Raw genomic sequence first — 24696 nt, 5'->3', positions numbered from 1 at the left:
ATCATGAAGAAGTTCGCACTCACACTTGCCGCATCGGCCGCAGCCGTGATCGGCATATCCTCAGCCGCCGCGGCGGCCGACAAGACGAAGGTCTGCTTCGTCTATGTCGGCGCGCACAATGACGGCGGTTATTCGCAGGCGCACGATGTCGGCCGCCAGCAGATCCAGGCCGAATTCGGTGACAAGATCGAAACGCCCTACCTCGAAAACGTCCCGGAAGGCCCGGATGCCGAACGCGCCATCGAGCGCCTCGCGCGTTCCGGCTGCCAGCTGATCTTCACGACGTCTTTCGGTTTCATGGACGCGACGGTCAAGGTTGCCGCCAAGTTCCCGAAGGTCAAGTTCGAGCACGGCACCGGCTACAAGGCCGGCCCGAACCTCGCGACTTACAATTCGCGCTTCTATGAAGGCCGCTACATCCTCGGCCAGATCGCCGCCAAGACCTCGAAGAATCATGGCGCTGCCTACATCGCCTCCTTCCCGATCCCGGAAGTGGTCATGGGCATCAACTCCTTCGAGCAGGGCGCAAAGTCGATCGACCCGAGCTTCAAGCTCAAGGTCATCTGGGTCAACACCTGGTTCGACCCGGGCAAGGAAGCAGACGCTGCCAAGGCCATGATCGACCAGGGCGTCGACGTGCTGACCCAGCACACCGACACGACTGCGCCGATGCAGGTTGCCGAAGAGCGCGGCATCCACGCTTTCGGCCAGGCATCGGACATGATCGCAGCCGGCCCGAAAGCTCAGCTGACGGCGATCGTCGATACCTGGGGCAACTATTACTCCAAGCGCGTTCACGCCCTTCTCGACGGTACCTGGAAGTCCGAGCAGAGCTGGGACGGCCTGAAGGATGGCATCCTCAAGATGGCGCCTTACACCAACATGCCTGACGACGTGAAGAAGATGGCTGAGGAAACCGAAGCCAAGATCAAGTCCGGCGAACTGCATCCTTTCACCGGTCCGATCAACAAGCAGGACGGCACGCCCTGGCTGAAAGCCGGCGAAAAGGCTGATGACGGCACGCTGCTCGGCATGAACTTCTACGTCGAAGGCGTGGATGACAAGCTGCCGGCACAATAAGCAGTTTTTGTAACTCGCAGTTGCGAAAAGGCGCTCTGAAAAGAGCGCCTTTTTTGCTGCAGTGCATACCAAAATGCGCATTTACAAAAGTATTACTATATGATTTTTTGACCCTGCGCCGCGAGACGCGGCATTGGGAGAGGAAATCATGAAATTGAAGACTGCACTTTTGAGTGCCACGATTCTGGCTGCCTGCATGTTCGGTTCGGCTTCGGCCGCCGGCTTGACTGTTGGCTTCTCGCAGATCGGTTCGGAATCGGGCTGGCGCGCGGCTGAAACGACAGTGACCAAGGAACAGGCCAAGAAGCGCGGCATCGATCTGAAGTTTGCCGATGCGCAGCAGAAGCAGGAAAATCAGATCAAGGCTCTGCGCTCCTTCATTGCTCAGGGCGTCGATGCCATTCTCATTGCTCCCGTTGTCGAAACCGGCTGGGACGACGTTCTGAAGGAAGCCAAGGAAGCCAAGATTCCGGTCATCCTTCTCGACCGTACGATCAAGGCTCCTGACGATCTCTACCTGACGGCGGTTACCTCCGACCTGGTCCACGAAGGCAAGGTCGCAGGCGACTTCCTGGTAAAGACCGTCGGCGACAAGAAGTGCAACGTCGTCGAGCTGCAGGGCACCACCGGTTCGTCGCCGGCCATCGCTCGCAAGAAGGGCTTCGAAGAGGCTCTTGCCGGCCACGACAACCTGAAGATCGTTCGCAGCCAGACCGGCGACTTTACCCGCACCAAGGGCAAGGAAGTCATGGAAAGCTTCCTGAAGGCCGAGAACGGCGGCAAGGACATCTGCGCTCTCTATGCCCATAACGATGATATGGCGGTTGGCGCGATCCAGGCGATCAAGGAAGCTGGCCTGAAGCCGGGCAAGGATATCCTCGTCGTCTCCATCGACGCCGTGCCCGACATTTTCAAGGCCATGTCCGAAGGTGAGGCCAATGCCACGGTCGAGCTGACGCCGAACATGGCAGGCCCGGCCTTCGATGCGCTCGATGCATACCTGAAGGACAAGAAGGCTCCGGCGAAGTGGATCCAGACTGAATCCAAGCTCTATACGCCTGCTGACGACCCGATGAAGGTCTACGAAGAAAAGAAGGGCCAGGGCTACTGATTAGAACCTGCAACCGCACCGGTCCATCATGGACCGGTGCGGAACTGCCGGTGCCGGGCCGGGCGTCATGCCCGGTTTTGGCGCAGGCGTAAGGCGCAATATCAGGAAACAGCAGCCCTCATGGTTCACAATTTCGAGAATATTCTCGCAGCCTCGGCCATTTCGAAATTCTTCCCCGGCGCTGTCGCCCTGGACAAGGTGGATTTCACGCTGCGCCGTGGCGAGGTTCACGCCTTGCTCGGCGAAAACGGCGCCGGCAAGTCGACGCTCATCAAATGCATTACCGGCGCCTATCGCCGCGATGGTGGAAGCCTGACACTGGAAGGTCACGAGATTGATCCGGCCGATACGCTGGCCGCCCAGAAGCTCGGCATCGGCACCGTCTACCAAGAGGTCAACCTCCTCTCCAATCTCAGCGTCGCGGAGAATCTGTTCCTCGGCCGCCAGCCGAAGCGTTTCGGCATGATCGATGCCCGCACCATGAACCGGAATGCCCGTGAGCTTCTGGCAGGCTACGGTCTCGATATCGACGTCACCGCGCAGCTCGACCGCTTCTCGGTCGCTGTCCAGCAGATCGTCGCGATCGCTCGCGCCGTCGATCTGTCGGGCAAGGTGCTCATTCTCGACGAGCCCACCGCCAGCCTCGATACCCATGAAGTCGAGATGCTTTTCCGCATCATAAATGACTTGAAGAAGCGCGGATTGGGTATTGTCTTCATTACTCATTTCCTCGAACAGGTCTATGCTGTCAGTGACCGCATCACCGTGCTGCGCAACGGCCGGCTTGTGGGTACGCACGCGGCAGCCGAACTGTCGCGGCAGAACCTGATCGCCATGATGCTCGGGCGCGAACTCGCGCAGACGGAACATGCCGCCAAGGAACGCATGATTGCCGCCGGCGAGGTCAAATATGCTTTCGAGGGCTTTGGAAAACGCGGCAAGGTGAAACCCTTCGATCTCGAAGTCCGCGTCGGCGAAGTTGTCGGCATTGCCGGACTTCTCGGCTCCGGGCGCACGGAAACAGCAGAACTCATGTTCGGCATCGAAAGCGCCGACAGCGGCGTCGCCAGGATCGATGGCGCGCCGGTGACGCTGTCGAGCCCACGTGCCGCAATCGCCAGGGGCTTCGGCTTCTGCCCGGAAGATCGCAAGACGGATGGCATCATCGGCGACCTGTCGATCCGCGAGAACATAGCGCTTGCCCTGCAGGCGCGCCGAGGCTGGGCGCGGCCGCTTTCGCGCGCCGAACAGAATGCGATCGCCGACGAATACATCAAGGCGCTCGATATCCGCACGACCGACCGTGAAAAGCCTATTCGGCTTCTGTCGGGCGGCAATCAGCAGAAGGCGATCCTAGCTCGCTGGCTGGCCACGAATCCCAATTTCCTGATCCTGGACGAACCGACCCGCGGCATCGATGTCGGTGCCCATGCCGAGATCATCAAGCTGATCGAGCAACTGTGCGCCAGGGGCATGTCGCTGATCGTCATTTCTTCGGAACTGGAGGAGCTGGTTGCCTACAGTTCTCGCGTCATCGTGCTGCGCGACCGCGAACATATCGCTGAATTGACCGGTGAGCGCATAACCGCCGCCGGCATCGTCGACGCCATTGCTGCGGGCGACAAACGAACGGAGGATGCATGACTGCCTCGCTGAAGGCGCTGGGCTTTCGTCTTGCGCCGCAATTGATTGCGCTTTTGGTTGTTCTTCTTTTGAATTTCAGCTTCTTCCCGCAATTTCTTGATGTAATTGTTCAAAATGGTCGGCTCTACGGAAGCATCATCGATGTTCTCAATCGCGGCGCGCCCGTTGCGCTGCTGGCGATCGGCATGACGCTGGTGATCGCCACCAAGGGCATCGACCTTTCAGTCGGCGCAGTCATCGCGATTTGTGGCGCCGTTGCAGCCTCGTCGATCGTCGAAGGCAATTCGCTTGCCTATACGCTGGCACTCACTGTCGTCGTCGGCCTGCTCTGTGGCTTCTGGAACGGATTCCTCGTCGCCGTCCTCAACATACAGCCGATCATCGCCACGCTCGTCCTGATGGTCGCCGGACGCGGGATCGCCCAGCTCATCACCGAAGGCGCCATCATGACGTTCAACGATGACGGGCTGATCTTTCTCGGCAGCGGCTCCTTCGCCTTCCTGCCGATGCCCGTCGTCATCTGGCTGATCGTCGCCCTGATGGTCATCCTGCTGGTCCGCCGCACCGCGCTCGGCATGCTGATCGAGGCTGTCGGCATCAACAGACGCGCGAGCACGCTGTCAGGTGTACAGACGCCGGTGCTGCTGATGGCGGTCTATATGCTGAGCGGCCTCTGTGCTTCCATCGCGGGCATCATCGTCGCCGCCGACATCAAGGGTGCGGACGCCAACAATGCCGGCCTCTGGTTGGAGCTCGATGCCATCCTCGCCGTGGTTGTCGGTGGCAACTCGCTGCTGGGTGGCCGCTTCAGCATCGTCGGTTCGCTGGTTGGCGCTATGATCATCCAGGCGGTCAACACCGGTATTCTGCTTTCCGGCTTTCCGCCGGAGTTCAATCTCATCATCAAGGCGATCATCATCATCGTCATTCTGGTCATCCAGTCGCCGGCCATGCAATCGCTGACCAGCTTCCTGAGCCGCCGGACGGACGCAAAGGGGCGCAAATGAATTCCAAATACTTGCCGCTCCTTGCGACGATCGTCATCTTCGTGCTCGCCTACGCGGTTTGCACGCTGCAATATCCGAACATCCTGTCGACGCGCGTCATCGGCAATCTGCTGACGGATAACGCATTTCTCGGCGTTGCCGCCGTCGGCATGACCTTCGTCATCATCTCCGGTGGCATCGATCTGTCGATTGGATCCGTTATCGCCTTCACCGGTGTTTTTCTCGCAGTGATCCTGCAGAATACCAGCATTCATCCGCTGGCCGCCTTTGCGATCGTTCTCATCATCACGACCGCCTTCGGTGCCGTGATGGGTATGATCATCCATTTCCTGCAGATGCCGCCGTTCATCGTGACCCTTGCCGGCATGTTCCTCGCTCGCGGCATGGCCTATGTCCTGTCGATCGACAGCATTCCGATCAATCACGAATATTATTCGACGCTGACCAGCCTCTATTATCGTTTGCCGGGTGGCGGACGTCTGACGCTGATTGGCGCCATCATGCTGATCGTGTTCGCAGCCGGTATATTCATCGCGCACCGCACCCGCTTCGGGACCAATGTCTATGCGCTGGGCGGCGGCGTGCAGACGGCACAGTTGATGGGCGTTCCAGTGGCGCGCACGACGATCCAGATCTACGCCCTGTCGGGTTTTCTGGCGGGCCTATCCGGAATCGTTTTTTCCCTATACACCTCTGCAGGATATTCTCTTGCGGCGGTGGGCGTCGAACTGGATGCCATCGCAGCAGTCGTCATCGGAGGGACGCTGCTGACAGGAGGAGCGGGATTCGTGGCAGGGACCTTCATCGGTCTGCTGATCCAGGGGCTCATTCAGACTTACATCACTTTCGACGGCACGCTGTCGAGCTGGTGGACGAAAATCCTGATTGGCCTGCTGCTTTTTGCATTCATGGTGATGCAGAAGGCCATCCTTTTCCTTTCCAGTCTGAACAGGAGATATGGCTAGGAGGAGAGTCGTATTGCGCAACAGATCGCTTGAAACCCGTAAGGTAGGGCGAAGAACCCGAACAAGCCACGCGCATGTCGTCGATGAACTCGGCCGGGGAATCGTTGCCGGCACCTATCCCGTCGGCGCTATCCTGCCCGGAGACGGAGAACTGGCGCAGCGCTTCAAGGTTTCGCGTACGGTGCTGCGTGAAACGATGAAGACGCTTGCTGCCAAGGGCATGGTCGTTGCAAAGGCGCGCGTCGGTACGCGTGTTACGGAAAAGAACTTCTGGAACATGTTCGACACCGAAATCATATCCTGGCATTTCGCCAACGGTGTGAGTGAAGAATTCCTCCTGCAGCTTTACGATATCCGTCTCGCTTTCGAACCTTTCGCGGCCGGCCTCGTGGCCGAGCGTGCAAAACCGGACGAGATCGAATGGCTGCGCGGCCTGGCGCTCGACATGGCCGCAAGTGACCATACGGCCGACAGCCTGGCACTTGCCGATCTGCGCTTCCATCTCGCCGTTTCAGAGGCGTCCCATAATCCCTTCATGCGCACGCTTGGCGGGCTCATCGAGGCGGCACTCGTCGGCATGTTCCGCATGAGTACGCCGCCATCCGAGAACGGTTTCGCCAACATTGCTGAAACCCATATGCGCATCGTCGACGCGATTGCGGCAGGCGACGCCGCCGCGGCTCGCAAGGCGATGGAAATTGTCATCGTTGAGGGCAGGGACCACGTCCACGAAGCCTTCTCCGCGCTTTCCGAGCCCATCGTTTCCCTGCCGATTTCGTCTTTTTGAAGCGTCGCCTTGCTGCTATGAGCGGCGGAAGAGCCGCCTCGCAATGGATTCTCGGAGTCTGCCATGGAACGCACCTGCCTTGCCGTCATTCTCGCCGCCGGTGACAGCACCCGAATGAAATCCGCAAAGTCGAAGGTGCTTCATGAGGTCGCCGGCCGACCGATGATCGCTCATGTCGTCGATGCCGTGGCCGCAACCGGAGTGTCTTCCGTTGCCCTCGTCGTCGGCCGGGATGCCGAGAAAGTGGCAAAGGCTGCCGATATCGGCGGCGTGACGGTCAAATCGTATGTTCAGGAACAGCGCCTCGGTACCGGCCACGCCGTTCTCGCCGCCCGTGAGGCGATTGCCGAAGGCTATGACGATATTCTCGTGACTTACGGCGACGTGCCGCTGCAGACCGCCGGTCCGCTGCTCGAAGCCCGCAAGGCATTGGCCGAAGGCAGCGACATCGTCGTCATCGGTTTCCATACGGACCGTCCGGCCGGCTACGGACGCCTGCTTGTCAAGGATGGCGAATTGATTGCCATCCGGGAGGAGAAGGACGCCACGGACGCCGAGCGCGCCGTCAAGTGGTGCAACAGCGGCCTCATGGTGATCAACGGCCGCAAGGCGCTCGACCTGCTGTCGCGCATCGGCAACAGCAATGCCAAGGGCGAATATTATCTGACCGATCTCGTCGAGATCGCCCGCTCGTTTGGCGGCCGCGTCACCGCCGTCGATGCGCCGGAGGTCGAGATGGCCGGCTGCAATAACCGCGCCGAGCTCGCGGCGATCGAACGCTTCTGGCAGGAGCGCCGCCGCCACGAACTGATGCTCTCGGGTGTGACGATGATCGCCCCGGAAACGGTATTCCTTTGCTACGACACCGTCATCGGCCAGGATGCACTGATCGAGCCGAATGTCGTCTTCGGCCCCGGCGCCGTCATCGATGGCGGTGCGGTCATCCATGCCTTCTCGCATATCGAGGGCGCGCATGTGAGCGAAGGCGCGACGGTCGGCCCCTTCGCCCGTTTGCGTCCAGGCGCCGATCTTTCGGTTGGATCCAAGGTCGGCAATTTCTGCGAAGTCAAGAACGGCAAGATCGGCGAGGGCGCCAAGGTCAACCACCTGACCTATATCGGCGACGCCGTTATCGGCTCCGGCAGCAATATCGGCGCCGGCACGGTCACCTGCAATTATGACGGGGTGAACAAGTTCGAGACCGTCATCGGCAAGGACGCTTTCATCGGCTCGAATTCCTCGCTCGTTGCTCCGGTCACGATCGGCGACAGCGCCTATATCGCATCGGGCAGCGTCATCACCGCAGACGTGCCTGATGATGCGCTCGCCTTCGGCCGCGCCCGACAGGAGATCAAGCCCGAACGTGCCAAGCTCCTGCGAGAACGGGCGCTCGCCATCAAGGCTGCAAAGAAGGCCAAAGGCTGAGCCTTCTTCGGTAACGTGCCGAAACCGAAAGTGACCGCCGTACCAATTGAGAAATAAGCGGGAATCGCTAGGAGTGGCCTCACTGAACAGGTCTGAGGGGACGTTTGCATGTGCGGAATTGTTGGGATCGTCGGAAATGCGCCGGTTGCGAGCCGTCTTGTCGATGCGCTGAAGCGGCTGGAATATCGCGGCTACGATTCCGCCGGTGTCGCCACCATCCATGATGGCGTGATGGATCGCCGCCGCGCCGAGGGCAAGCTTTTCAACCTCGAAAAGCGTCTCGACAGCTACCCATTGCCCGGAACGACCGGCATCGCCCATACGCGCTGGGCAACCCACGGCGTGCCGAACGAGACTAACGCCCATCCGCATTTCGTCGAAGGCGTCGCCGTCGTCCACAATGGCATCATCGAGAATTTCTCCGAACTTCGCGACGAGCTGAGCCATGAGGGCGCGGCCTTCCAGAGCCAGACCGATACCGAAGTCGTCGCCCATCTGATGGCGAAGTACCTGCGCGAGGGCCTGTCTCCGCGCGAAGCCATGCTGACGATGCTGAACCGCGTCACCGGCGCCTATGCGCTGGCCGTGATGCTGAAGAGCGATCCCGGCACGATCATGGCTGCCCGCTCCGGCCCGCCGCTTGCCATTGGCTATGGCAAGGGCGAGATGTTCCTGGGATCGGATGCTATCGCGCTGTCCCCCTTCACCAACGAGATCACCTATCTCGTCGACGGCGATTGGGCGATCATCACCCGCGAAGGCGCGACCGTGCTCGATTTCTCCGGCAAGGTGGTCAAGCGCCCGCGCCAGATTTCCCAGGCGACCGCTTATGTGGTCGACAAGGGCAATCACCGTCATTTCATGGAAAAGGAAATCTACGAGCAGCCGGAGGTTATCTCCCACGCGCTCAGCCACTATGTGGATTTCACCGCCAACACGATCAGCCCGAATGCATCCGCCATTGATTTTAAAGCCGCGACCGGCCTTGCGATCTCGGCCTGCGGCACGGCCTATCTCGCCGGCCTGATCGGCAAATACTGGTTCGAGCGTTATGCCCGCCTGCCGGTCGAAATCGATGTCGCCTCTGAGTTCCGCTACCGCGAAATGCCGCTGCAGCCGTCGCAGGCCGCCCTCTTCATCTCGCAGTCCGGCGAAACCGCCGATACGCTGGCTTCGCTGCGCTACTGCAAGGACAATGGCCTGAAGATCGGCGCCGTCGTCAATGTGCGGGAATCGACCATCGCCCGCGAATCCGATGCCGTCTTCCCGATCATGGCCGGGCCGGAAATCGGCGTTGCCTCCACCAAGGCTTTCACCTGCCAGCTTGCCGTGCTTGCATCACTGGCGATCGGCGCAGGCCGGGCCCGAGGCACGATCAGCCCCGATGACGAGAAGGCGATGGTCCGCCACCTTGCGGAAATGCCGCGCATCATGAGCCGTGTCCTCAATCTCATCCAGCCGCAGATGGAAGGCTTGTCCCGCGAACTCTCCAAGTGCAAGGACGTGCTCTATCTCGGTCGCGGCACCAGCTTCCCGCTTGCCATGGAAGGCGCGCTGAAGCTCAAGGAGATCTCCTATATTCACGCGGAAGGTTATGCGGCGGGCGAACTGAAGCATGGGCCGATCGCACTGATCGACGAGAACATGCCTGTCATCGTCATTGCGCCCCATGACCGGTTCTTCGAGAAGACGGTGTCTAACATGCAGGAGGTCGCAGCCCGTGGCGGCCGCATCATCTTCATCACCGACGAGAATGGCGCTGCTGCTTCCAAGCTGCCGACCATGGCGACGATCACGCTGCCCAATGTCGACGAAATCATCTCGCCGATGATCTTCTCGCTGCCAATCCAGCTGCTTGCTTACCATACGGCAGTCTTCATGGGCACGGACGTCGACCAGCCGCGCAACCTCGCAAAATCGGTGACTGTGGAGTAAGCCCTTCAAGGCTGAAACATGTTGTGCGACAAGGCGAATTCTGGCAATTTTGTGCCTTGCGGACACAGGGGGAAGGTCGGTCAACCGGCCTGTCTAAAGACTGAAACGGAGTTCATCAGAAAAGATGACCGAGAAGGCCCCCCGAGTGCCGGTCGCCATGCGGCTACGCAATAATTTCCTTGCTGGACTGATTATCTGCGCACCGATCGCCATCACCATCTGGCTGACGTGGACCTTTATCCACTGGTCGGACAGCTGGGTGCGCCCCTATATCCCGGCGCGCTGGAATCCCGAAAGTTACATAAACTTCGCCATTCCCGGCTTTGGCCTGTTGACCGCGGTGATCATCATCACGATCGTCGGCTTTCTCGGCAAGAATCTGATCGGTCAGAGCATCGTCCGCTTCGGTGAATCCATCGTCCAGCGCATGCCGCTGGTGCGCACGATCTACAGAAGCGTGAAGCAGATCTTCGAAACGGTCCTGAAGGAGCAGTCCAATTCCTTCAAGAAGGTCGGCCTGATCGAATATCCAGGTCCGGGCCTCTGGGCGCTGGTCTTCATCGCGACCGATGCCAAGGGCGAGATCGGCTCAAAGTTCAACGCCATGGGGCAGGACATGGTCGCCGTCTTCCTGCCGCCGACGCCGGTGCCGACGGCCGGCTTCCTGATCTTCGTGCCGCGCGAAAAGATCGTCATGCTCGACATGAGCCCGGAAGATGCCGCCAAATTCCTGATATCGGGTGGCCTCGTTGCCCCGGAACACCTGCCGGTCGTGCGCCCCAAGCCGAAGGCAATATCCAAGGTCGACTAGCCTTTCCCGGCCGGGAACGGCTCTATCCGGCTCGGAGGAAACGGATCGCCTCGTCGCGGCGGAAGAGATAGAGCAGGGTGCGCACGGCCTCGCCACGCTCGCTCGTCAGGTCCGGATCGCGTTCGATGAGATAGGCGGCATCCTTGCGGGCGATTTCCAGCAAATCGGCATGCGCCTCGATACTGGCGATACGGAACCCGGGCGTGCCTGACTGACGCGTCCCGAGGATTTCGCCTTCGCCACGCAGTTTCAAATCCTCTTCGGCAATCCGGAAACCGTCTTCCGTATCGCGCATGATGGACAGCCGCGCATGGCCGGTCTCGCCGAGCGGTCCCTTGTAGAGCAGGATGCAGGTCGAGGCCTCGTCACCGCGGCCGACGCGACCGCGAAGCTGGTGCAACTGCGCCAGCCCGAAGCGCTCGGCATGTTCGATCACCATGATCGTCGCATCGGGCACGTCGACGCCGACCTCGACGACGGTTGTCGCCACCAGCAGCCGCAATTCGCCACTCTTGAAGGCGAGCATCACGGCGTCCTTTTCCGGCCCGCTCATGCGACCATGAATGAGGCCGATGCCCGGACCGAGTGCGGAGACGAGCGTCGCATGCCGCTCTTCCACCGACATCAGATCGACTTCTTCGGACTCTTCGACCAGCGGGCAGATCCAGTAGGCCTTCTTGCCTTCGGCAAGCGCACTCTTCAGCCGACCGACAATCTCGCCGGTCCGCTCGATCGGGATGGTGATGGTGGTAATCGGCTTTCGGCCGGCCGGCTTCTCCGTCAGCTTCGAGACGTCCATATCGCCGAAAGCGGCCAGAACCAGCGTGCGCGGGATCGGCGTTGCCGTCATGACCAGCATATGCGGCGAGATGCCCTTTGCCGTCAGGCGCAGACGCTGGTGCACGCCGAAACGATGCTGCTCGTCGACGACGGCCAGCATCAGGTTCTTGTAGTTGACGCTGTCCTGGAAGAGCGCATGCGTGCCGATGACGATCTGCGCTTCGCCGGAGGCGATGCGTTCGAGAATATCCTCCCGTTCGCGCCCCTTGGTGCGCCCCGTCAATACTTCGACGCTAAGACCGGCGGCGGCTGCGAATTTCGAGATCGTCGCATGATGCTGGCGTGCGAGGATTTCCGTCGGCGCCATCAGCACGGCCTGGCCGCCGCTTTCGATGACGGCGGCCATCGACAACAGCGCCACCAGCGTTTTGCCTGAGCCGACATCGCCCTGCAAAAGCCGCAGCATGCGTTCTTCGCCGGCCATATCCTTTAGTACGTCGGCTATCGCCTCGGTCTGGCTCTTGGTTGGAGAAAAAGGAAGATTTTGCAATATCTTGCCGCTGATTTTTCCAGTGGCATGTACGGGTTGTCCGGCGACCTTTCGCAGCCGCTGGCGAACAAGCGCCAAGGACAGCTGGCCGGCGAGAAATTCATCATAGGCAAGCCTGCGGCGGGCAGGCGTCTGCGGATCGATGTCGGACGTATCCCGCGGCTCGTGCAGCATATGGAAACTGTCGCGGATCGTCGGCAGGCCCTGTTTTTGCGCCAGCGCGAGATCGATCCATTCCGGAAGTTCAGGCATGCGCGGCAATGCCGCCTCGATGATTTTGCGCAAGGTCTTCGGTGAAAGCCCCGCCGTCAGCGGATAGATCGGTTCGACCAGCGGCAGGCTCTCACCCTCGCTTGCTCTGACGATATAGTCGGGGTGGACCATTGAGGCCCGGCCGTTGAACCAGTCAACCTTGCCGCTGACGGTCACCTCCTCGTCGATCGGCAACTGTTTTTCCAGCCATGCGGCCTGCCCGCGAAAGAAGACGAGCGTCAGCTCGCCGGTCTCGTCATGCAGAAAGACCCGGTAGGGAACGTTGCGATTGCCGCGGGGCGGCGCCTGATGCCGGTCGACACGCGCAGTGATGGTTACGATCGCGCCTTGCGGCGCGCGGGCAATGCCCGGCTGGTTCCGGCGGTCGATCAGTGAGTAGGGCGCGTGGAACAGCAGATCGATGACCCGGCAACTATCCGGTGTTTCACGTCCGAGCAGCTTGACGAAAAGCTCGGAGATCTTCGGGCCAACGCCTGGAAGGCCCGAAACGGGAGAAAACAGCGGATCGAGAATGGTGGGGCGCATGGGCGCCAAAATGCGATGAACAATAGGGCCTTGGCAAGGCTGACAAGCCGCTTTCCAGGGTCTATAGAGGCGCATCAACAAGGAAGGTGATGCCATGACAGGAGTAACGCTCACGAGCGCCGGTCTCGACCCCCGACGCCGCCGGATTCTTTTCCGCTGCTGGCATCGCGGCATCAGAGAGATGGACCTTGTCTTCGGCCAGTTTGCTGAAAATGAACTTCCCACGATGAGCGAAGTCGAGCTCGATGAATTCGAGACGATCATGGCGGAAGAAGATAATGACCTAGTGCGCTGGATCATGGGAACCTGGCCGACGCCCGAGCATTTACAGACGCCCATGTTTGCCCGCATTGCCGCCTACAAACCCGACTTCGAGACCCCCAGGACGCCGGAATGATCCCTGGTTTTGATGCCAAGAAGCTCGCAGCCGCCGCCGAGCCGCTGACGATCGGCAATGTGCCTGCAGGCATGGAGCCGTTGCTGCTGGCCGAGCTCGCACGCAATGGCGAGCCGGTCGCCTATGTACTGTCAGATGGTCAACGCATGGCCGATCTGGAGCAGATGCTGGGCTTCGTTGCCCCTGATATTCCAGTCTTGACGCTGCCCGCCTGGGACTGTCTTCCCTATGACCGCGTTTCGCCGAGCGCCGATACTTCGGCGCGGAGGCTCGCCGCGCTCTCGGGTCTGATCGCCCATCGCAAGAAGCCGCATGCGGCAATCGTGCTGGTGACAGCCAATGCCATGCTGCAGAAGGTGGCGCCGCAAGATATCATCGAAAGCCTGACCTTTTCCGCGCGTCCCGGCAATCAGGTGCGGATGGACGATATTGCCGGACGGCTGGAGCGCAACGGCTTCGAGCGTGTGGCGACCGTGCGTGAGGTCGGAGAATATGCGGTGCGCGGCGGCATCCTCGATGTCTTCGTGCCGGGTTCGGAAGAACCGGTTCGCCTGGATTTCTTCGGCGACACACTGGAGAGCATCCGCAGCTTCGATCCGGCCAGCCAGCGCACGATCGGCCAGGTGCGTTCCCTCGATCTCAATCCGATGAGCGAGGTGACGCTGACGCCGGATACGATCAGCCGTTTCCGCAAGAATTACCTCTCCACCTTCGGCGCCGCCACGCGTGACGATGCACTTTACCTCGCCGTATCGGAAGGTCGCCGCTATCCCGGCATGGAGCATTGGCTTCCGTTATTTTACGAGAAGCTGGATACGGTATTCGATTACCTCTCCGGCTTCCGCATCGTCATCGATCACACGGTGCGTGAGGCGGCCGAAGAACGGTCCAAGCTCGTCTACGACTATTACGACGCGCGTCTGAATTCCGGCCAGCAGGGCAAGGGCCAGATGGCGCAGGGCACGCCCTACAAGCCGGTCTCACCCGGTCAGCTCTATCTCGACAGCAAGACTTTTGCGCGCACCCTCGATGCGATCAACGCGATCCGCATGTCGCCTTTCAACGAGCACGAAGGCGAGGCACGCCGCGTCGTCAATCTCGATGCGCGCCAGGGGCAGCGCTGGGCGCGCTCGAATGCCGAAGGCGGCGGTGATGCCGAGCGCGTCAATGTCTTCGACGTCGTCGTCAAGCACATCGCAGACAAGCGCGCCGGCGGTGCGAAGATCATCATCACCGCCTGGACCGAAGGGTCGCTCGAGCGTTTGCTGCAGGTGCTGAACGAACACGGCCTCGAACGCGTCAAGCCGATTACGGCGCTGAAGGATGTCTCCGGTCTTTCGAAGGGTGAGGCGGCCGCGGCTGTGCTCAGCCTCGAATCCGGCTTCGAGACCGGCGATCTCATCGTCATCGGCGAACAGGATATTCTCGGCGACCGCATGGTGCGCCGCTCACGTCGCCGCAAGCGCGCCGCAGATTTCATCTCGGAAGTCGCGGGTCTGGATGAAGGCTCGATCGTCGTCCATGCCGAACACGGTATCGGCCGTTTCGTCGGCCTGCGCACCATCGAGGCGGCCGGTGCGCCGCATGCCTGTCTCGAACTGCAATATGCCGATGAGGCAAAGCTCTTCCTGCCGGTCGAAAACATCGATCTCCTGTCACGCTTTGGCGGCGAGGGCACGGAAGTGCAACTCGATAAGCTCGGCGGCGGCGCATGGCAGATGCGCAAGGCCAAGCTCAAGAGGCGCCTGCTGGATATGGCCGATGCCCTGATCCGCATCGCAGCCGAGCGCCTGACGCGCCACGCGCCCGTGCTGACGACGCCGGAAGGGCTCTATGATGAGTTCGCTGCCCGTTTCCCCTACGACGAAACGGAAGATCAGGAAAACGCCATCGAGGCCGTGCGCGGCGATCTCGGTGCTGGCCGGCCGATGGACCGTCTCGTGTGCGGCGACGTTGGCTTCGGCAAGACGGAAGTGGCACTTCGCGCCGCATTCGTCGCCGCAATGAATGGCGTACAGGTCGCTGTCGTCGTGCCGACCACGCTGCTCTCTCGCCAGCATTTCAAGACATTCTCCGAGCGCTTCCGCGGATTGCCGGTGCGCGTGCAGCAGGCTTCGCGCCTTGTCGGCTCCAAGGAATTGGCGCTGACCAAGAAGGAAGTCGCCGATGGGAAGACGGATATCGTCGTCGGCACCCACGCGCTGCTTGGCTCGGGCATCAACTTCGCCAATCTCGGCCTGCTGATCATCGACGAAGAGCAGCATTTCGGCGTCAAGCACAAGGAGCGGCTGAAGGAGCTGAAGAGCGACGTGCATGTGCTGACGCTCTCGGCAACGCCGATCCCGCGCACGCTGCAGCTTGCCATGACCGGGGTGCGTGAGCTTTCGCTCATCACCACGCCGCCGGTCGATCGTATGGCGGTGCGCACCTTCATTTCGCCCTTCGACAGCCTCGTCATCCGCGAAACGCTGATGCGCGAGCATTATCGCGGCGGCCAGAGCTTCTATGTCTGCCCGCGTCTTGCCGACCTCGAAGATATCCACGCCTTCCTGCAGTCCGACGTGCCGGAGCTGAAGGTCGCCGTCGCTCATGGCCAGATGCCGGCCGGTGAACTCGAAGACATCATGAATGCCTTCTACGAAGGCCGTTATGACATGCTGCTCTCGACCACCATCGTCGAATCCGGCCTCGACGTGCCGACGGCCAATACGCTGATCGTCCACCGTGCCGATATGTTCGGCCTTGCCCAGCTTTATCAGCTGCGCGGCCGTGTCGGCCGTTCGAAGGTGCGCGCCTTCGCGCTCTTCACGCTACCCGTCAACAAGGTCCTGACGGCAACCGCCGAGCGCCGCCTGAAAGTGCTGCAGTCGCTGGACACGCTCGGCGCCGGCTTCCAGCTCGCCAGCCACGACCTTGATATCAGAGGCGCCGGCAACCTGCTCGGCGAGGAACAGTCCGGCCATATCAAGGAAGTCGGCTTCGAGCTCTACCAGCAGATGCTGGAAGAGGCGGTTGCCGAAGTGAAGGGTGTCGACGAGATCGCCGATACCGGCTGGTCGCCGCAGATTTCCGTTGGCACGCCGGTCATGATCCCCGACAATTACGTGCCGGACCTGCACCTGCGCATGGCGCTCTATCGTCGCCTCGGCGAGGTGAGCGAGCTCAAGGAGATCGATGGCTTCGGCGCCGAGATGATCGACCGTTTCGGCCCGATGCCTGTCGAAGTCCAGCACCTGCTGAAGATCGTCTACATCAAGTCGCTCTGCCGCACGGCCAATGTTGAAAAGCTCGATGCAGGCCCGAAGGGCGTCGTCCTCCAGTTCCGCAACAAGGAATTCCCGAACCCGGCCAATCTGGTCGGTTATATTGGCAAGCAGGGTGCGATGGCGAAGATCCGTCCCGACCACAGCCTGTTCCTGACCCGCGACTTGCCCACCCCGGAAAAGCGCCTGCAGGGCGCGGCCGTCATCATGACGCAGCTTGCGGAACTGGCCAAAAGTTAAGGGCAGCCCGGCGAAACCGGACTGCCCTTACTCTCATCCGTTAGCTGGGATCGTCGGTGTCAATTCATCCCGGCGCGTGCTTCGGCCTTTGCCTTGGCGATTTCGCGCAGCGCTTCTGCCAGCACATCCGGTGTCTGTGCGCCACTGACAGCATATTGCTGGTCGAAGATGAAGAACGGCACGCCATTGACGCCCATGCGCTGCGCCGCGTCGATTTCCGAGAGAATGACGCTGCTGTCGGCATCGGACGCGAGCAGGGCAGCAATGACGGAGCGCTGCAGGCCTGCCTTCTCGGCGATATCGAGCAGCACTTCATGATCGCCGATATTGCGGCCCTCTTCGAAATTGGCCTTGAACAGTGCCGAGACCACGGCCTCCTGCTTCTGCCTGTCCTCGACAACCGCCCAGTGGATCAGGCGGTGCGCGTCAAGTGTGTTCGGCCCGATCTTGATGGCTTCGAAATTGAAGTTGATGCCGACTTCACGACCGTAGTTGGTCAGCATCTTGTGCGCTTCGGCCACGCGTTCGGCGCCACCGAGTTTCTGCTCCAGCATCTTCTTCTGATCGACGCCTTCGCGCGGATAATCCGGATTGAGACGATAGGGGCGCCAGTTGATATCGACACCGATTTCGTCCTGAACCTCGGCGATCGCGAGCTCCAGCCGCGCCTTGCCGAGATAGCACCAGGGGCAGACGACATCAGAGACGACGTCGATGGTGATGCGTTCCATTGTAATTCCCTATTCTGCCATCCCTCAACAAGAGTCGGCGCGATGCATAGAAGATGTTGCCGGCGATCTTTAGAGGAAGGCCGAGGCAAGAGAAAGGAAATAGAGCGCTACGCTCAATGATGTGATTATTGCGCGCTCGTATCCCACCACGTCTGCAATTGATAGCCATAGAGCGGCACCGCATCCGGATGACCGATGCGTTTGTTGCGGGCAACCCATTGCTGATCGATGTGGTAGAGCGGCAGCACATAGTGGTTGGAGAGCAGCAGCCGGTCATAAGAGCGCACAGAAGCGGTGAAATCCTCCGTCGAGCGGGAGCGCAGCAGGTGATCGATCAATGTATCGAGATTGGGATCATTGGCGCCCGCGAAGCTGTCTGTACCCTGGCGCGTGCGTGCCGCCGACGACCAGCGGCCGAGCTGCTCATTGCCGGGTGACAGTGAAGAAGTATAGGCCTTCATTATCATGTCGTAGTCGAAACTGTTCGTCCGGCTCTGATATTGCGAATCGTCGACGGTGCGGATCGACGCCGCGATGCCGATCGTCTGCAGCGAACGCTGGTACGCGACGGCGAGTTTTTCCTGATCGGGATTTTGCGTCATGATCTCGAAGGCAAGCTGCTTGCCGCTCGCATCCGCCATCTTGCCGCCCTGGATTGTGTAGCCCCCCTGTTTCAGGAGGTCGACAGCCTGCTTCAGCACCTTGCGGTCGCGTCCCGAACCGTCCGTCACCGGCAGCTTGTAGCTGCCGTCAAGGATGGTGGGGTCGATCCGGTCCTTGATCGGTCCGAGCAACGCCAGTTCACGCTCATCCGCCGGTACCCCGAAACTCGACAGATCAGAATTCTGCCAGAAGCTTTGCGTGCGCTTGTAAGCGCCGGAGTAGAGGTTCTTGTTGGCCCATTCGAAATCGAAGACCAGCGACAGGCCTTCGCGCACCTTGATATCGCTAAAGATCGGACGCCGCGTATTGAAGACGAAGCCCAGCATGCCGCTCGGCAGTTTCGGCTTGAAGACATCCTTCACAACCGTGCCCGATGTTGCGGCCGGGAAATCATAGGCATTGGCCCAGTGCCCGGGATTGCCCTCCAGATAGATATCGACATCACCTTTCTTGAATGCCTCGAAAAGCGTCGTGTCCTGCAGAAAATACTGCACGGTGAGCTGGTCGTAATTGTCCATGCCGACCTTGGCCGGAATGTCCTTGCCCCAATAGTTCGGGTCGCGCTCGTAGGTGATGCTCTCGCCGGGTTTCAGGCTCTTGATCTTGTAGGGACCGGAGCCGATGGGAGGCGTGAGCGAACTGCGGTCGAAACCATCAAGTGCGATCGCATGTTTCGGCAGGATCGGAAACAGGCCGAAGATCATCGGCGTCTCGCGATCTGCCTTGTCGTTGAAGGTGAAGCGTACGCTGTGGTCGCCGACCTTCTCCATTTTCGAAACGAGATTGAGGCGGCTGGAGAAGGGCACGCGTCCCTTGTCACGCAACAGTTCGAAAGAAAAGATCACGTCTTCGGGTGTAACTGGCTGCCCGTCCGACCACTTGGCTTTCGGGTTGAGGTTGAACTGAATGAAGGTACGGTCTTCATCCCATTCCACCGTTTCCGCCAACAGGCCGTAGAGCGTGAAGGGCTCGTCGCTCGAACGCTGCAGCATGGATTCATAGACGAGGTTGCCGAATTGCGGATCCCACATGCCGCGCGCCGTTGTGCGCATGCTTTTCAGGATAAAAGGGTTCAGGCTGTCGAAAGTGCCGACCACGCCATAGGTGATTTTCCCGCCCTTCTTCACGTCGGGATTGACGTAAGGGAAGTGCTTGTAATCGGCAGGCAGCGCCGGCGCACCGTGCATGGCAATACCATGTACGGGCTCAGCAGCGGCGGCGCCACTGATCAGCGTGAAAGCGGCGAGAAGGGCGATCCGAAGCATTGCTGAAATTCCTTGATGCGCGGCAATGGGCACGATTCGCCGGCAGGGTAACATGCGAGCGTCCAATTCCAACCGGACCCGCCGTTTTCTTTACCTATGTGCCAAAATGCCCGCGAAATTGCCAAAGAAATGCTGGATATCTTCCACAGCGCGATGTAACACGTGACCCGAAGTTTTGGGGTCATGCATTTGCCTTAATTTTTTAAGAGGTGGAGTGCCGAACGACCCGGTGGTTGGGGCGGCCGAACGTAGCCCCGCAACGGATATCAGGAGACGGAATTCGTTATGATGTTCAAGTCTGAAAAGAAAATGCGGGCAGCACTGTCCGTGATGGCAGTGATCTTCGGTGCCTCGGCTCCGGTCTCGTCCTTCGCACAGGATGCAGCCGCCCAGGCTCCGGCAGCGTCGGCTGACGCGCCCGCACAGGCCGCAGGTGCACCGCGCCTCGGCTGGTACAAGACCTGCAGCAAGCAGGAAGACAACGACATCTGCGTTGTTCAGAACCTGGTTCTCGCCAATGGCGGCCAGCTGGTTACTGCCGTTGGCTTGATCTCGGTCTCCGGCAAGATCAACCGCAAGATCCTTCAGGTTTCTGTTCCTGCTGCGCGCCTGATCCCCCCGGGCATTGCAATGCAGATTGACGGCGGCAAGGGCCAGAAGCTCGATTACGCCGTCTGCCTGCCCGACAAGTGCACGGCTGAAATTCCGCTGACGGACGCCATGATCGCAAGCCTCAAGAAGGGCAGCGACGTGGTCTTCACCTCGATCAACTTCCGCCGTGCTGCAAACCCGATCAAGGTTTCGCTCGAAGGCTTCACGGGCGCTTATGACGGCGAACCGGTTTCCGAATCGAAGCTTGCCGAAAGCCAGCGCAGCCTGCAGGACAGCATGCAGAAGAAGGCTGAAGAAGCCCGCAAGAAGCTGGAAGACGCCCAGAAGGCAGCAAAGGCCCAGTAATCGGGACTTTCACGAATTGACGAAAAACCCGGCTTCAGGCCGGGTTTTTTGTTGCTGGCTTGTCGCGCAAAAGTGTGAAGCCGTTTTGCGCGACATGCGAGAATAGAAAAAGGCCCCGACATGCGGGGCCTTGTCATAGAGGTCATGTGGTCCGACTTAATGGGCGAAGCTCATCTTGGGTTTGAACTGGCCCGTCGGGCCGCGGTCGAAGATCTGCTCGACCTGCGGATTGCGAAGCGGCGTATCGCTCTCGTCGCTCACCAGGTTCTGCTCGGAAACATAGGCGACATATTCGCTGTCATCGTTTTCGGCAAGCAGATGGTAGAACGGCTGGTCTTTGCTGGGGCGGACTTCCGCGGGAATGGAATTCCACCATTCTTCCGTATTCGCGAACTCCGGATCAACGTCAAAGATGACGCCGCGAAACGGAAAAACCTTGTGCCGAACCACTTCGCCTATGCTGAACTTTGCAACTCTTTCTTTCATGGTACGACTTCCTTTCTCACCTGATTTGGTGATCGGCCCCCCGCAAATCAAGATTTTTTGCGGGACTTCGTCACATGATTGTCATGTCTGCCCATCGGTTTTCATGACCTCGGGGTCGAAAAAAGCCCCGGCGAACCGGGGCTTCTCTCTTGTTTTATGCCGAGTAATACATGTCGTACTCGACCGGATGCGGCGTCATTTCGAAGCGCATCACTTCAGCCATCTTCAGCTCGATGAAGGCATCGATCTGATCGTCGTCGAAGACGCCGCCAGCCGTCAGGAACTTGCGGTCCTTGTCGAGGCTTTCCAGCGCTTCACGCAGTGAGCCGCAGACGGTCGGGATCTTCTTCAGTTCCTTCGGCGGCAGGTCGTAGAGGTCCTTGTCCATGGCCTTGCCGGGATGGATCTTGTTCTTGATGCCGTCGAGGCCTGCCATCAGCATGGCAGCGAAGGAGAGGTAAGGGTTTGCCATCGGATCCGGGAAGCGGACTTCGACGCGCTTTGCCTTCGGATTGGTGCCGAACGGAATGCGGCAGGAGGCCGAACGGTTGCGCGCGGAATAGGCGAGCAGAACCGGTGCTTCGTAACCCGGGACGAGACGCTTGTAGGAGTTCGTCGACGGGTTGGTGAACGCGTTGATCGCCTTGGCATGCTTGATGATGCCGCCGATATAGTAGAGGCAGGATTCGGACAGGCCTGCATATTCGTCGCCGGCGAAGGTCGGCTTGCCGCCCTTCCAGATCGACTGGTGAACGTGCATGCCCGAACCGTTGTCACCGAAGATCGGCTTCGGCATGAAGGTTGCCGTCTTGCCATAGGCATTGGCGACCTGATGGACGACATACTTGTAGATCTGCATCTTGTCGGCGTTGCGAACGAGCGTGTCGAACTTGATGCCGAGTTCGTGCTGCGCGGCAGCCACTTCATGGTGGTGCTTTTCAACGACGACGCCCATTTCCGAGAGAACCGTCAGCATTTCCGAACGCATGTCCTGGGCGCTGTCGATTGGCGGAACCGGGAAATAGCCGCCCTTGACGCGCGGGCGGTGGCCGAGGTTGCCGGTCTCGTAGTCGGTATCGTCGTTCGACGGCAGTTCGGTCGAGTCGAGCTTGAAGCCGGTGTTGTAGGGATCAGCCTTGTATTTGACGTCGTCGAAGACGAAGAATTCGGCTTCCGGGCCGACGAAGATCGTATCGCCGATGCCGGATGCCTTTAGATAGGCTTCGGCCTTCTTGGCAGTGCCGCGCGGGTCGCGGTTATAGGCTTCGCCGGAAACCGGGTCGAGGATGTCACAGACGATGACCATGGTCGACTGAGCGAAGAACGGGTCCATGTGCACGGTGTCCGTGTCGGGCATGAGCACCATGTCGGACTCGTTGATGGCCTTCCAGCCGCCGATCGAGGAGCCGTCGAACATGACGCCATCGGCGAACATGTCTTCATCGACGCAAACAACGTCCATCGTTACGTGCTGCAGCTTGCCCTTGGGGTCGGTAAAGCGCAGGTCGACGAACTTGACGTCGTTTTCCTTGATCTGCTTCAGGATTTCGCTTGCACTCGCCATAAGATGCTTCCTCTGTTTTGTGATGATGTTACGTTATGTGCGATGAGGATGGGTGAGCTTGCCCGAAGGCAAAGCCTTCAGATGGCATCGATACCGGTTTCACCGGTGCGGATGCGGATGACCTCTTCGACGTTGGAAACAAAAATCTTTCCGTCGCCGATGCGCCCCGTCTGCGCGGCCTTGCGGATCGCGTCGATGACGGCCTCCGCGTTTTCATCTGCGAGCACGACCTCAACCTTCACCTTCGGCAGGAAATCGACGACGTATTCAGCGCCGCGGTAGAGTTCGGTGTGGCCCTTCTGGCGACCGAAGCCCTTCGCTTCCGTGACGGTGATACCCTGCAGACCGACTTCCTGAAGGGCTTCCTTCACCTCGTCCAGCTTGAAAGGCTTAATGATCGCTTCGATCTTTTTCATGAGAAAATGTCTCTCCGCTTCTCCTGTTACAGCAGGAACGTTCCCGCTCGCGGAATATGATGCAGATATCGTGCCAGTTTGAAATCCGTCTCGCGCAAAAAATCGCGGAATTTTATGCGCGCGACCTTGTTTGCCAGCGTTTCAATGTCGTTTTGATGAAAAATGAGGTGAGTGGGGGCGCATTTTTATCGAAAATGATACAAAACCTGAAAAAACCATTCCATTTTCGACTTCTCGATGGCCCTCACGATTCGATGAAAAATTAATCAGATGCACAAAATATGATCTTTTGTTTTCTCGATCATGCGGTTGTTTTTTAGGCGTTTTTTGAATTGAATAGGGCCATGAGCCAACGCCTTTCCGATCTCCTCCTCACACCTGCCGAAATGGCCGCCGCTGATAGGGCTGCCGCTGAAACTGGAATCGACTCCTACGGCTTGATGGAGAAAGCGGGCGCCGCTGTCGCCGCCGCTGCGCTGCGGCTTTATCCGGGCACTGCACGTTTTGCCGTCCTCTGCGGTCCCGGCAATAATGGCGGCGACGGCTATGTGGTTGCCCGGCTTCTGCAGGAGAGTGGCGCACGTGTGGAGATCTTCTATCTCGGCGATCCGGAGAAGCTGAAGGGGGACGCCGCACGGGCGAGGGCAGCCTGTGCGCTGAAGGGCTTGGATATAGGCAACTATGATCCGGAGCAGGGCGATATCGTCGTCGACAGTCTCTTCGGAGCGGGTCTGGCGCGCGATGTGCCGCCCGATGTCGCCGATCTGATCCGCAAGGTCGGCAGGGCGGGCACGCCGGTCATTGCCGTCGACCTCCCATCAGGCCTGGACGGGCGCACCGGTGCCGTGCTCGGAGCCGCCTTCCGCGCGGCGCATACCGTGACCTTCATGACCCGTAAGCCCGGCCATCTTCTGATGCCGGGCAGGGAGCTTTGCGGCAGCCTCGAGGTCTTCGATATCGGTATTCCGAGCCGCATCATCCAGGCGCAGACGACTGGCCTCGTGGCCGAGAATACGCCCTGCGCCTGGCGCGCTGCTATGCCGGCCGAGCAGTTGGAAACACACAAATACAAGCGCGGCCACCTTGTCGTGTTTTCGGGAGAGGCGAGCAAGACGGGCGCAGCCCGCATGTCGGCCATGGCGGGCCTGAAAGCCGGGGCCGGACTGGTGACGATCGCAGCGCCGAACGAAGCCCTGTCGGCCAACAGCGCCCATCTGACCGCCATCATGCTGCACGCCATTGATGACGCGGCGGCGTTGAAGGGCTGGCTTGGAGATGCGCGGCTTCAGACCTTCGTTCTCGGACCCGGTTTCGGGATTGGAAAGAAAGCCCGTAAATTCGTGTCCCTGCTCCGGGACCGGCACGTCGTTCTCGATGCTGACGGTATCAGCTCATTCAAGGATGACCCGCAGGCGCTGTTCGACCTGTTCAAGGGGGAGCCGCGCCTCGTGCTGACGCCGCATGATGGAGAATTCGCTCGCCTCTTTCCCGATATTGCCGCAGACGAGAAGGCGGGTAAGGTCGACAAGGCGCTCGCAGCCGCAAGTCGCGCCAACGCCGCCGTCATATACAAGGGTGCCGATACCGTCATCGCCTCGCCGGATGGGCGTGCACTGATCAATACCAACGCGCCTGTCTGGCTCGCCACCGCAGGCTCAGGCGACGTATTGGCCGGCATCATCGGCGGCCTGCTTGCCCAAGGAGTGCCGGCTTTCGAGGCGGCGGCTGCCGGCGTCTGGCTGCATGGCGAAGCCGGCAATCGCGCCGGCAAGGGCCTGACCGCCGAAGATCTCGCCAGCCACGTGCTGCCGTTTTGAGCTC

General features: G+C 60.0%; 19 protein-coding genes. 13 read left to right on the top strand and 6 right to left on the bottom strand.

The window, feature by feature from the left end:
- Positions 1 to 3 precede the first annotated feature (3 nt).
- From FHX06_RS09485 to FHX06_RS09445, 9 genes are all read left to right on the top strand, one after another.
- Positions 4 to 1080 carry a BMP family ABC transporter substrate-binding protein gene (locus tag FHX06_RS09485; RefSeq protein ID WP_112547199.1) on the top strand — a complete coding sequence of 359 codons (1077 nt, stop codon included), beginning with the start codon at positions 4 to 6 and terminating at the stop codon, positions 1078 to 1080.
- Between the two features lie 148 nt (positions 1081 to 1228).
- Positions 1229 to 2191 (top strand): galactofuranose ABC transporter, galactofuranose-binding protein YtfQ, encoded by a 963-nt coding sequence (gene ytfQ, locus FHX06_RS09480; protein ID WP_063475569.1) that lies wholly within the window; start codon positions 1229 to 1231, stop codon positions 2189 to 2191.
- Positions 2192 to 2311: 120 nt separating this feature from the next.
- Positions 2312 to 3835, top strand: coding sequence for a galactofuranose ABC transporter, ATP-binding protein YtfR (gene ytfR / locus FHX06_RS09475; RefSeq protein WP_183879023.1), 1524 nt, complete (start codon positions 2312 to 2314; stop codon positions 3833 to 3835).
- A complete protein-coding gene (locus FHX06_RS09470; protein WP_183879021.1) occupies positions 3832 to 4842 on the top strand; it encodes an ABC transporter permease in 1011 nt (336 codons plus the stop codon). The genes ytfR and FHX06_RS09470 overlap by 4 nt, the downstream gene beginning before the upstream one ends.
- Complete coding sequence (gene yjfF / locus FHX06_RS09465) at positions 4839 to 5807, top strand: galactofuranose ABC transporter, permease protein YjfF (protein ID WP_183845935.1); 969 nt, start codon at positions 4839 to 4841, stop codon at positions 5805 to 5807. Before FHX06_RS09470 ends, yjfF begins: the two co-directional genes overlap by 4 nt.
- A 13-nt stretch (positions 5808 to 5820) precedes the next feature.
- Entirely contained in the window at positions 5821 to 6594 is a 774-nt protein-coding gene (locus tag FHX06_RS09460; RefSeq protein ID WP_112547203.1) for a FadR/GntR family transcriptional regulator, read from the top strand.
- 63 nt (positions 6595 to 6657) lie between these two features.
- On the top strand, positions 6658 to 8019 hold the full coding sequence (gene glmU / locus FHX06_RS09455; protein ID WP_183879019.1) for a bifunctional UDP-N-acetylglucosamine diphosphorylase/glucosamine-1-phosphate N-acetyltransferase GlmU: 1362 nt from the start codon (positions 6658 to 6660) through the stop codon (positions 8017 to 8019).
- A 108-nt stretch (positions 8020 to 8127) separates the two neighbouring features.
- Positions 8128 to 9954, top strand: coding sequence for a glutamine--fructose-6-phosphate transaminase (isomerizing) (glmS, locus tag FHX06_RS09450; RefSeq protein WP_183879017.1), 1827 nt, complete (start codon positions 8128 to 8130; stop codon positions 9952 to 9954).
- Between the two features lie 124 nt (positions 9955 to 10078).
- Positions 10079 to 10765 (top strand): DUF502 domain-containing protein, encoded by a 687-nt coding sequence (locus FHX06_RS09445; protein WP_112547206.1) that lies wholly within the window; start codon positions 10079 to 10081, stop codon positions 10763 to 10765.
- Between the two features lie 22 nt (positions 10766 to 10787).
- On the opposite strand, the gene recG is transcribed toward FHX06_RS09445, so the two are convergent.
- Positions 10788 to 12893 carry an ATP-dependent DNA helicase RecG gene (recG, locus tag FHX06_RS09440; protein ID WP_183879016.1) on the bottom strand — a complete coding sequence of 702 codons (2106 nt, stop codon included), beginning with the start codon at positions 12891 to 12893 and terminating at the stop codon, positions 10788 to 10790.
- Positions 12894 to 12987: 94 nt separating this feature from the next.
- Here recG and FHX06_RS09435 point away from each other — a divergent pair, with 94 nt between their 5' ends.
- Both FHX06_RS09435 and mfd read left to right on the top strand, forming a co-directional pair.
- Positions 12988 to 13290, top strand: a complete 303-nt coding sequence (locus FHX06_RS09435; RefSeq protein WP_112547208.1) for a succinate dehydrogenase assembly factor 2 — start codon at positions 12988 to 12990, stop codon at positions 13288 to 13290.
- Positions 13287 to 16793 carry a transcription-repair coupling factor gene (gene mfd / locus FHX06_RS09430; protein ID WP_183879014.1) on the top strand — a complete coding sequence of 1169 codons (3507 nt, stop codon included), beginning with the start codon at positions 13287 to 13289 and terminating at the stop codon, positions 16791 to 16793. The genes FHX06_RS09435 and mfd overlap by 4 nt, the downstream gene beginning before the upstream one ends.
- A 59-nt stretch (positions 16794 to 16852) precedes the next feature.
- Here mfd and FHX06_RS09425 read toward each other — a convergent pair whose 3' ends face one another.
- Together FHX06_RS09425 and FHX06_RS09420 are read right to left on the bottom strand one after the other, a co-directional pair.
- Complete coding sequence (locus FHX06_RS09425) at positions 16853 to 17524, bottom strand: DsbA family oxidoreductase (protein WP_112547210.1); 672 nt, start codon at positions 17522 to 17524, stop codon at positions 16853 to 16855.
- Between the two features lie 125 nt (positions 17525 to 17649).
- The gene (locus FHX06_RS09420; RefSeq protein ID WP_113210607.1) at positions 17650 to 19452 is read right to left on the bottom strand and encodes an extracellular solute-binding protein; all 1803 of its coding nucleotides are present in this window, start codon (positions 19450 to 19452) and stop codon (positions 17650 to 17652) included.
- 285 nt (positions 19453 to 19737) lie between these two features.
- Here FHX06_RS09420 and FHX06_RS09415 point away from each other — a divergent pair, with 285 nt between their 5' ends.
- Positions 19738 to 20409 (top strand): invasion associated locus B family protein, encoded by a 672-nt coding sequence (locus tag FHX06_RS09415; protein WP_112547212.1) that lies wholly within the window; start codon positions 19738 to 19740, stop codon positions 20407 to 20409.
- A 156-nt stretch (positions 20410 to 20565) separates the two neighbouring features.
- On the opposite strand, the gene hspQ is transcribed toward FHX06_RS09415, so the two are convergent.
- The 3 genes from hspQ to FHX06_RS09400 all read right to left on the bottom strand — a co-directional run bounded on the left by hspQ (position 20566) and on the right by FHX06_RS09400 (position 22875).
- Complete coding sequence (hspQ, locus tag FHX06_RS09410; RefSeq protein WP_007811955.1) at positions 20566 to 20895, bottom strand: heat shock protein HspQ; 330 nt, start codon at positions 20893 to 20895, stop codon at positions 20566 to 20568.
- Between the two features lie 154 nt (positions 20896 to 21049).
- On the bottom strand, positions 21050 to 22459 hold the full coding sequence (gene glnA, locus FHX06_RS09405; RefSeq protein ID WP_112547213.1) for a type I glutamate--ammonia ligase: 1410 nt from the start codon (positions 22457 to 22459) through the stop codon (positions 21050 to 21052).
- Positions 22460 to 22536: 77 nt separating this feature from the next.
- Entirely contained in the window at positions 22537 to 22875 is a 339-nt protein-coding gene (locus FHX06_RS09400) for a P-II family nitrogen regulator (RefSeq protein WP_003539626.1), read from the bottom strand.
- Positions 22876 to 23219: 344 nt separating this feature from the next.
- Between FHX06_RS09400 and FHX06_RS09395 the strand changes: the two genes are divergently transcribed.
- Positions 23220 to 24692 (top strand): NAD(P)H-hydrate dehydratase, encoded by a 1473-nt coding sequence (locus FHX06_RS09395; protein WP_113210609.1) that lies wholly within the window; start codon positions 23220 to 23222, stop codon positions 24690 to 24692.
- Positions 24693 to 24696: the final 4 nt, after the last annotated feature.

The sequence above is a fragment of the Rhizobium sp. BK512 genome (assembly GCF_014194915.1).
GTDB lineage: Bacteria > Pseudomonadota > Alphaproteobacteria > Rhizobiales > Rhizobiaceae > Rhizobium.
The sequence above is the reverse complement of the archived record's forward strand: the minus strand, read 5'-3'. Positions and strand labels throughout refer to the sequence as shown.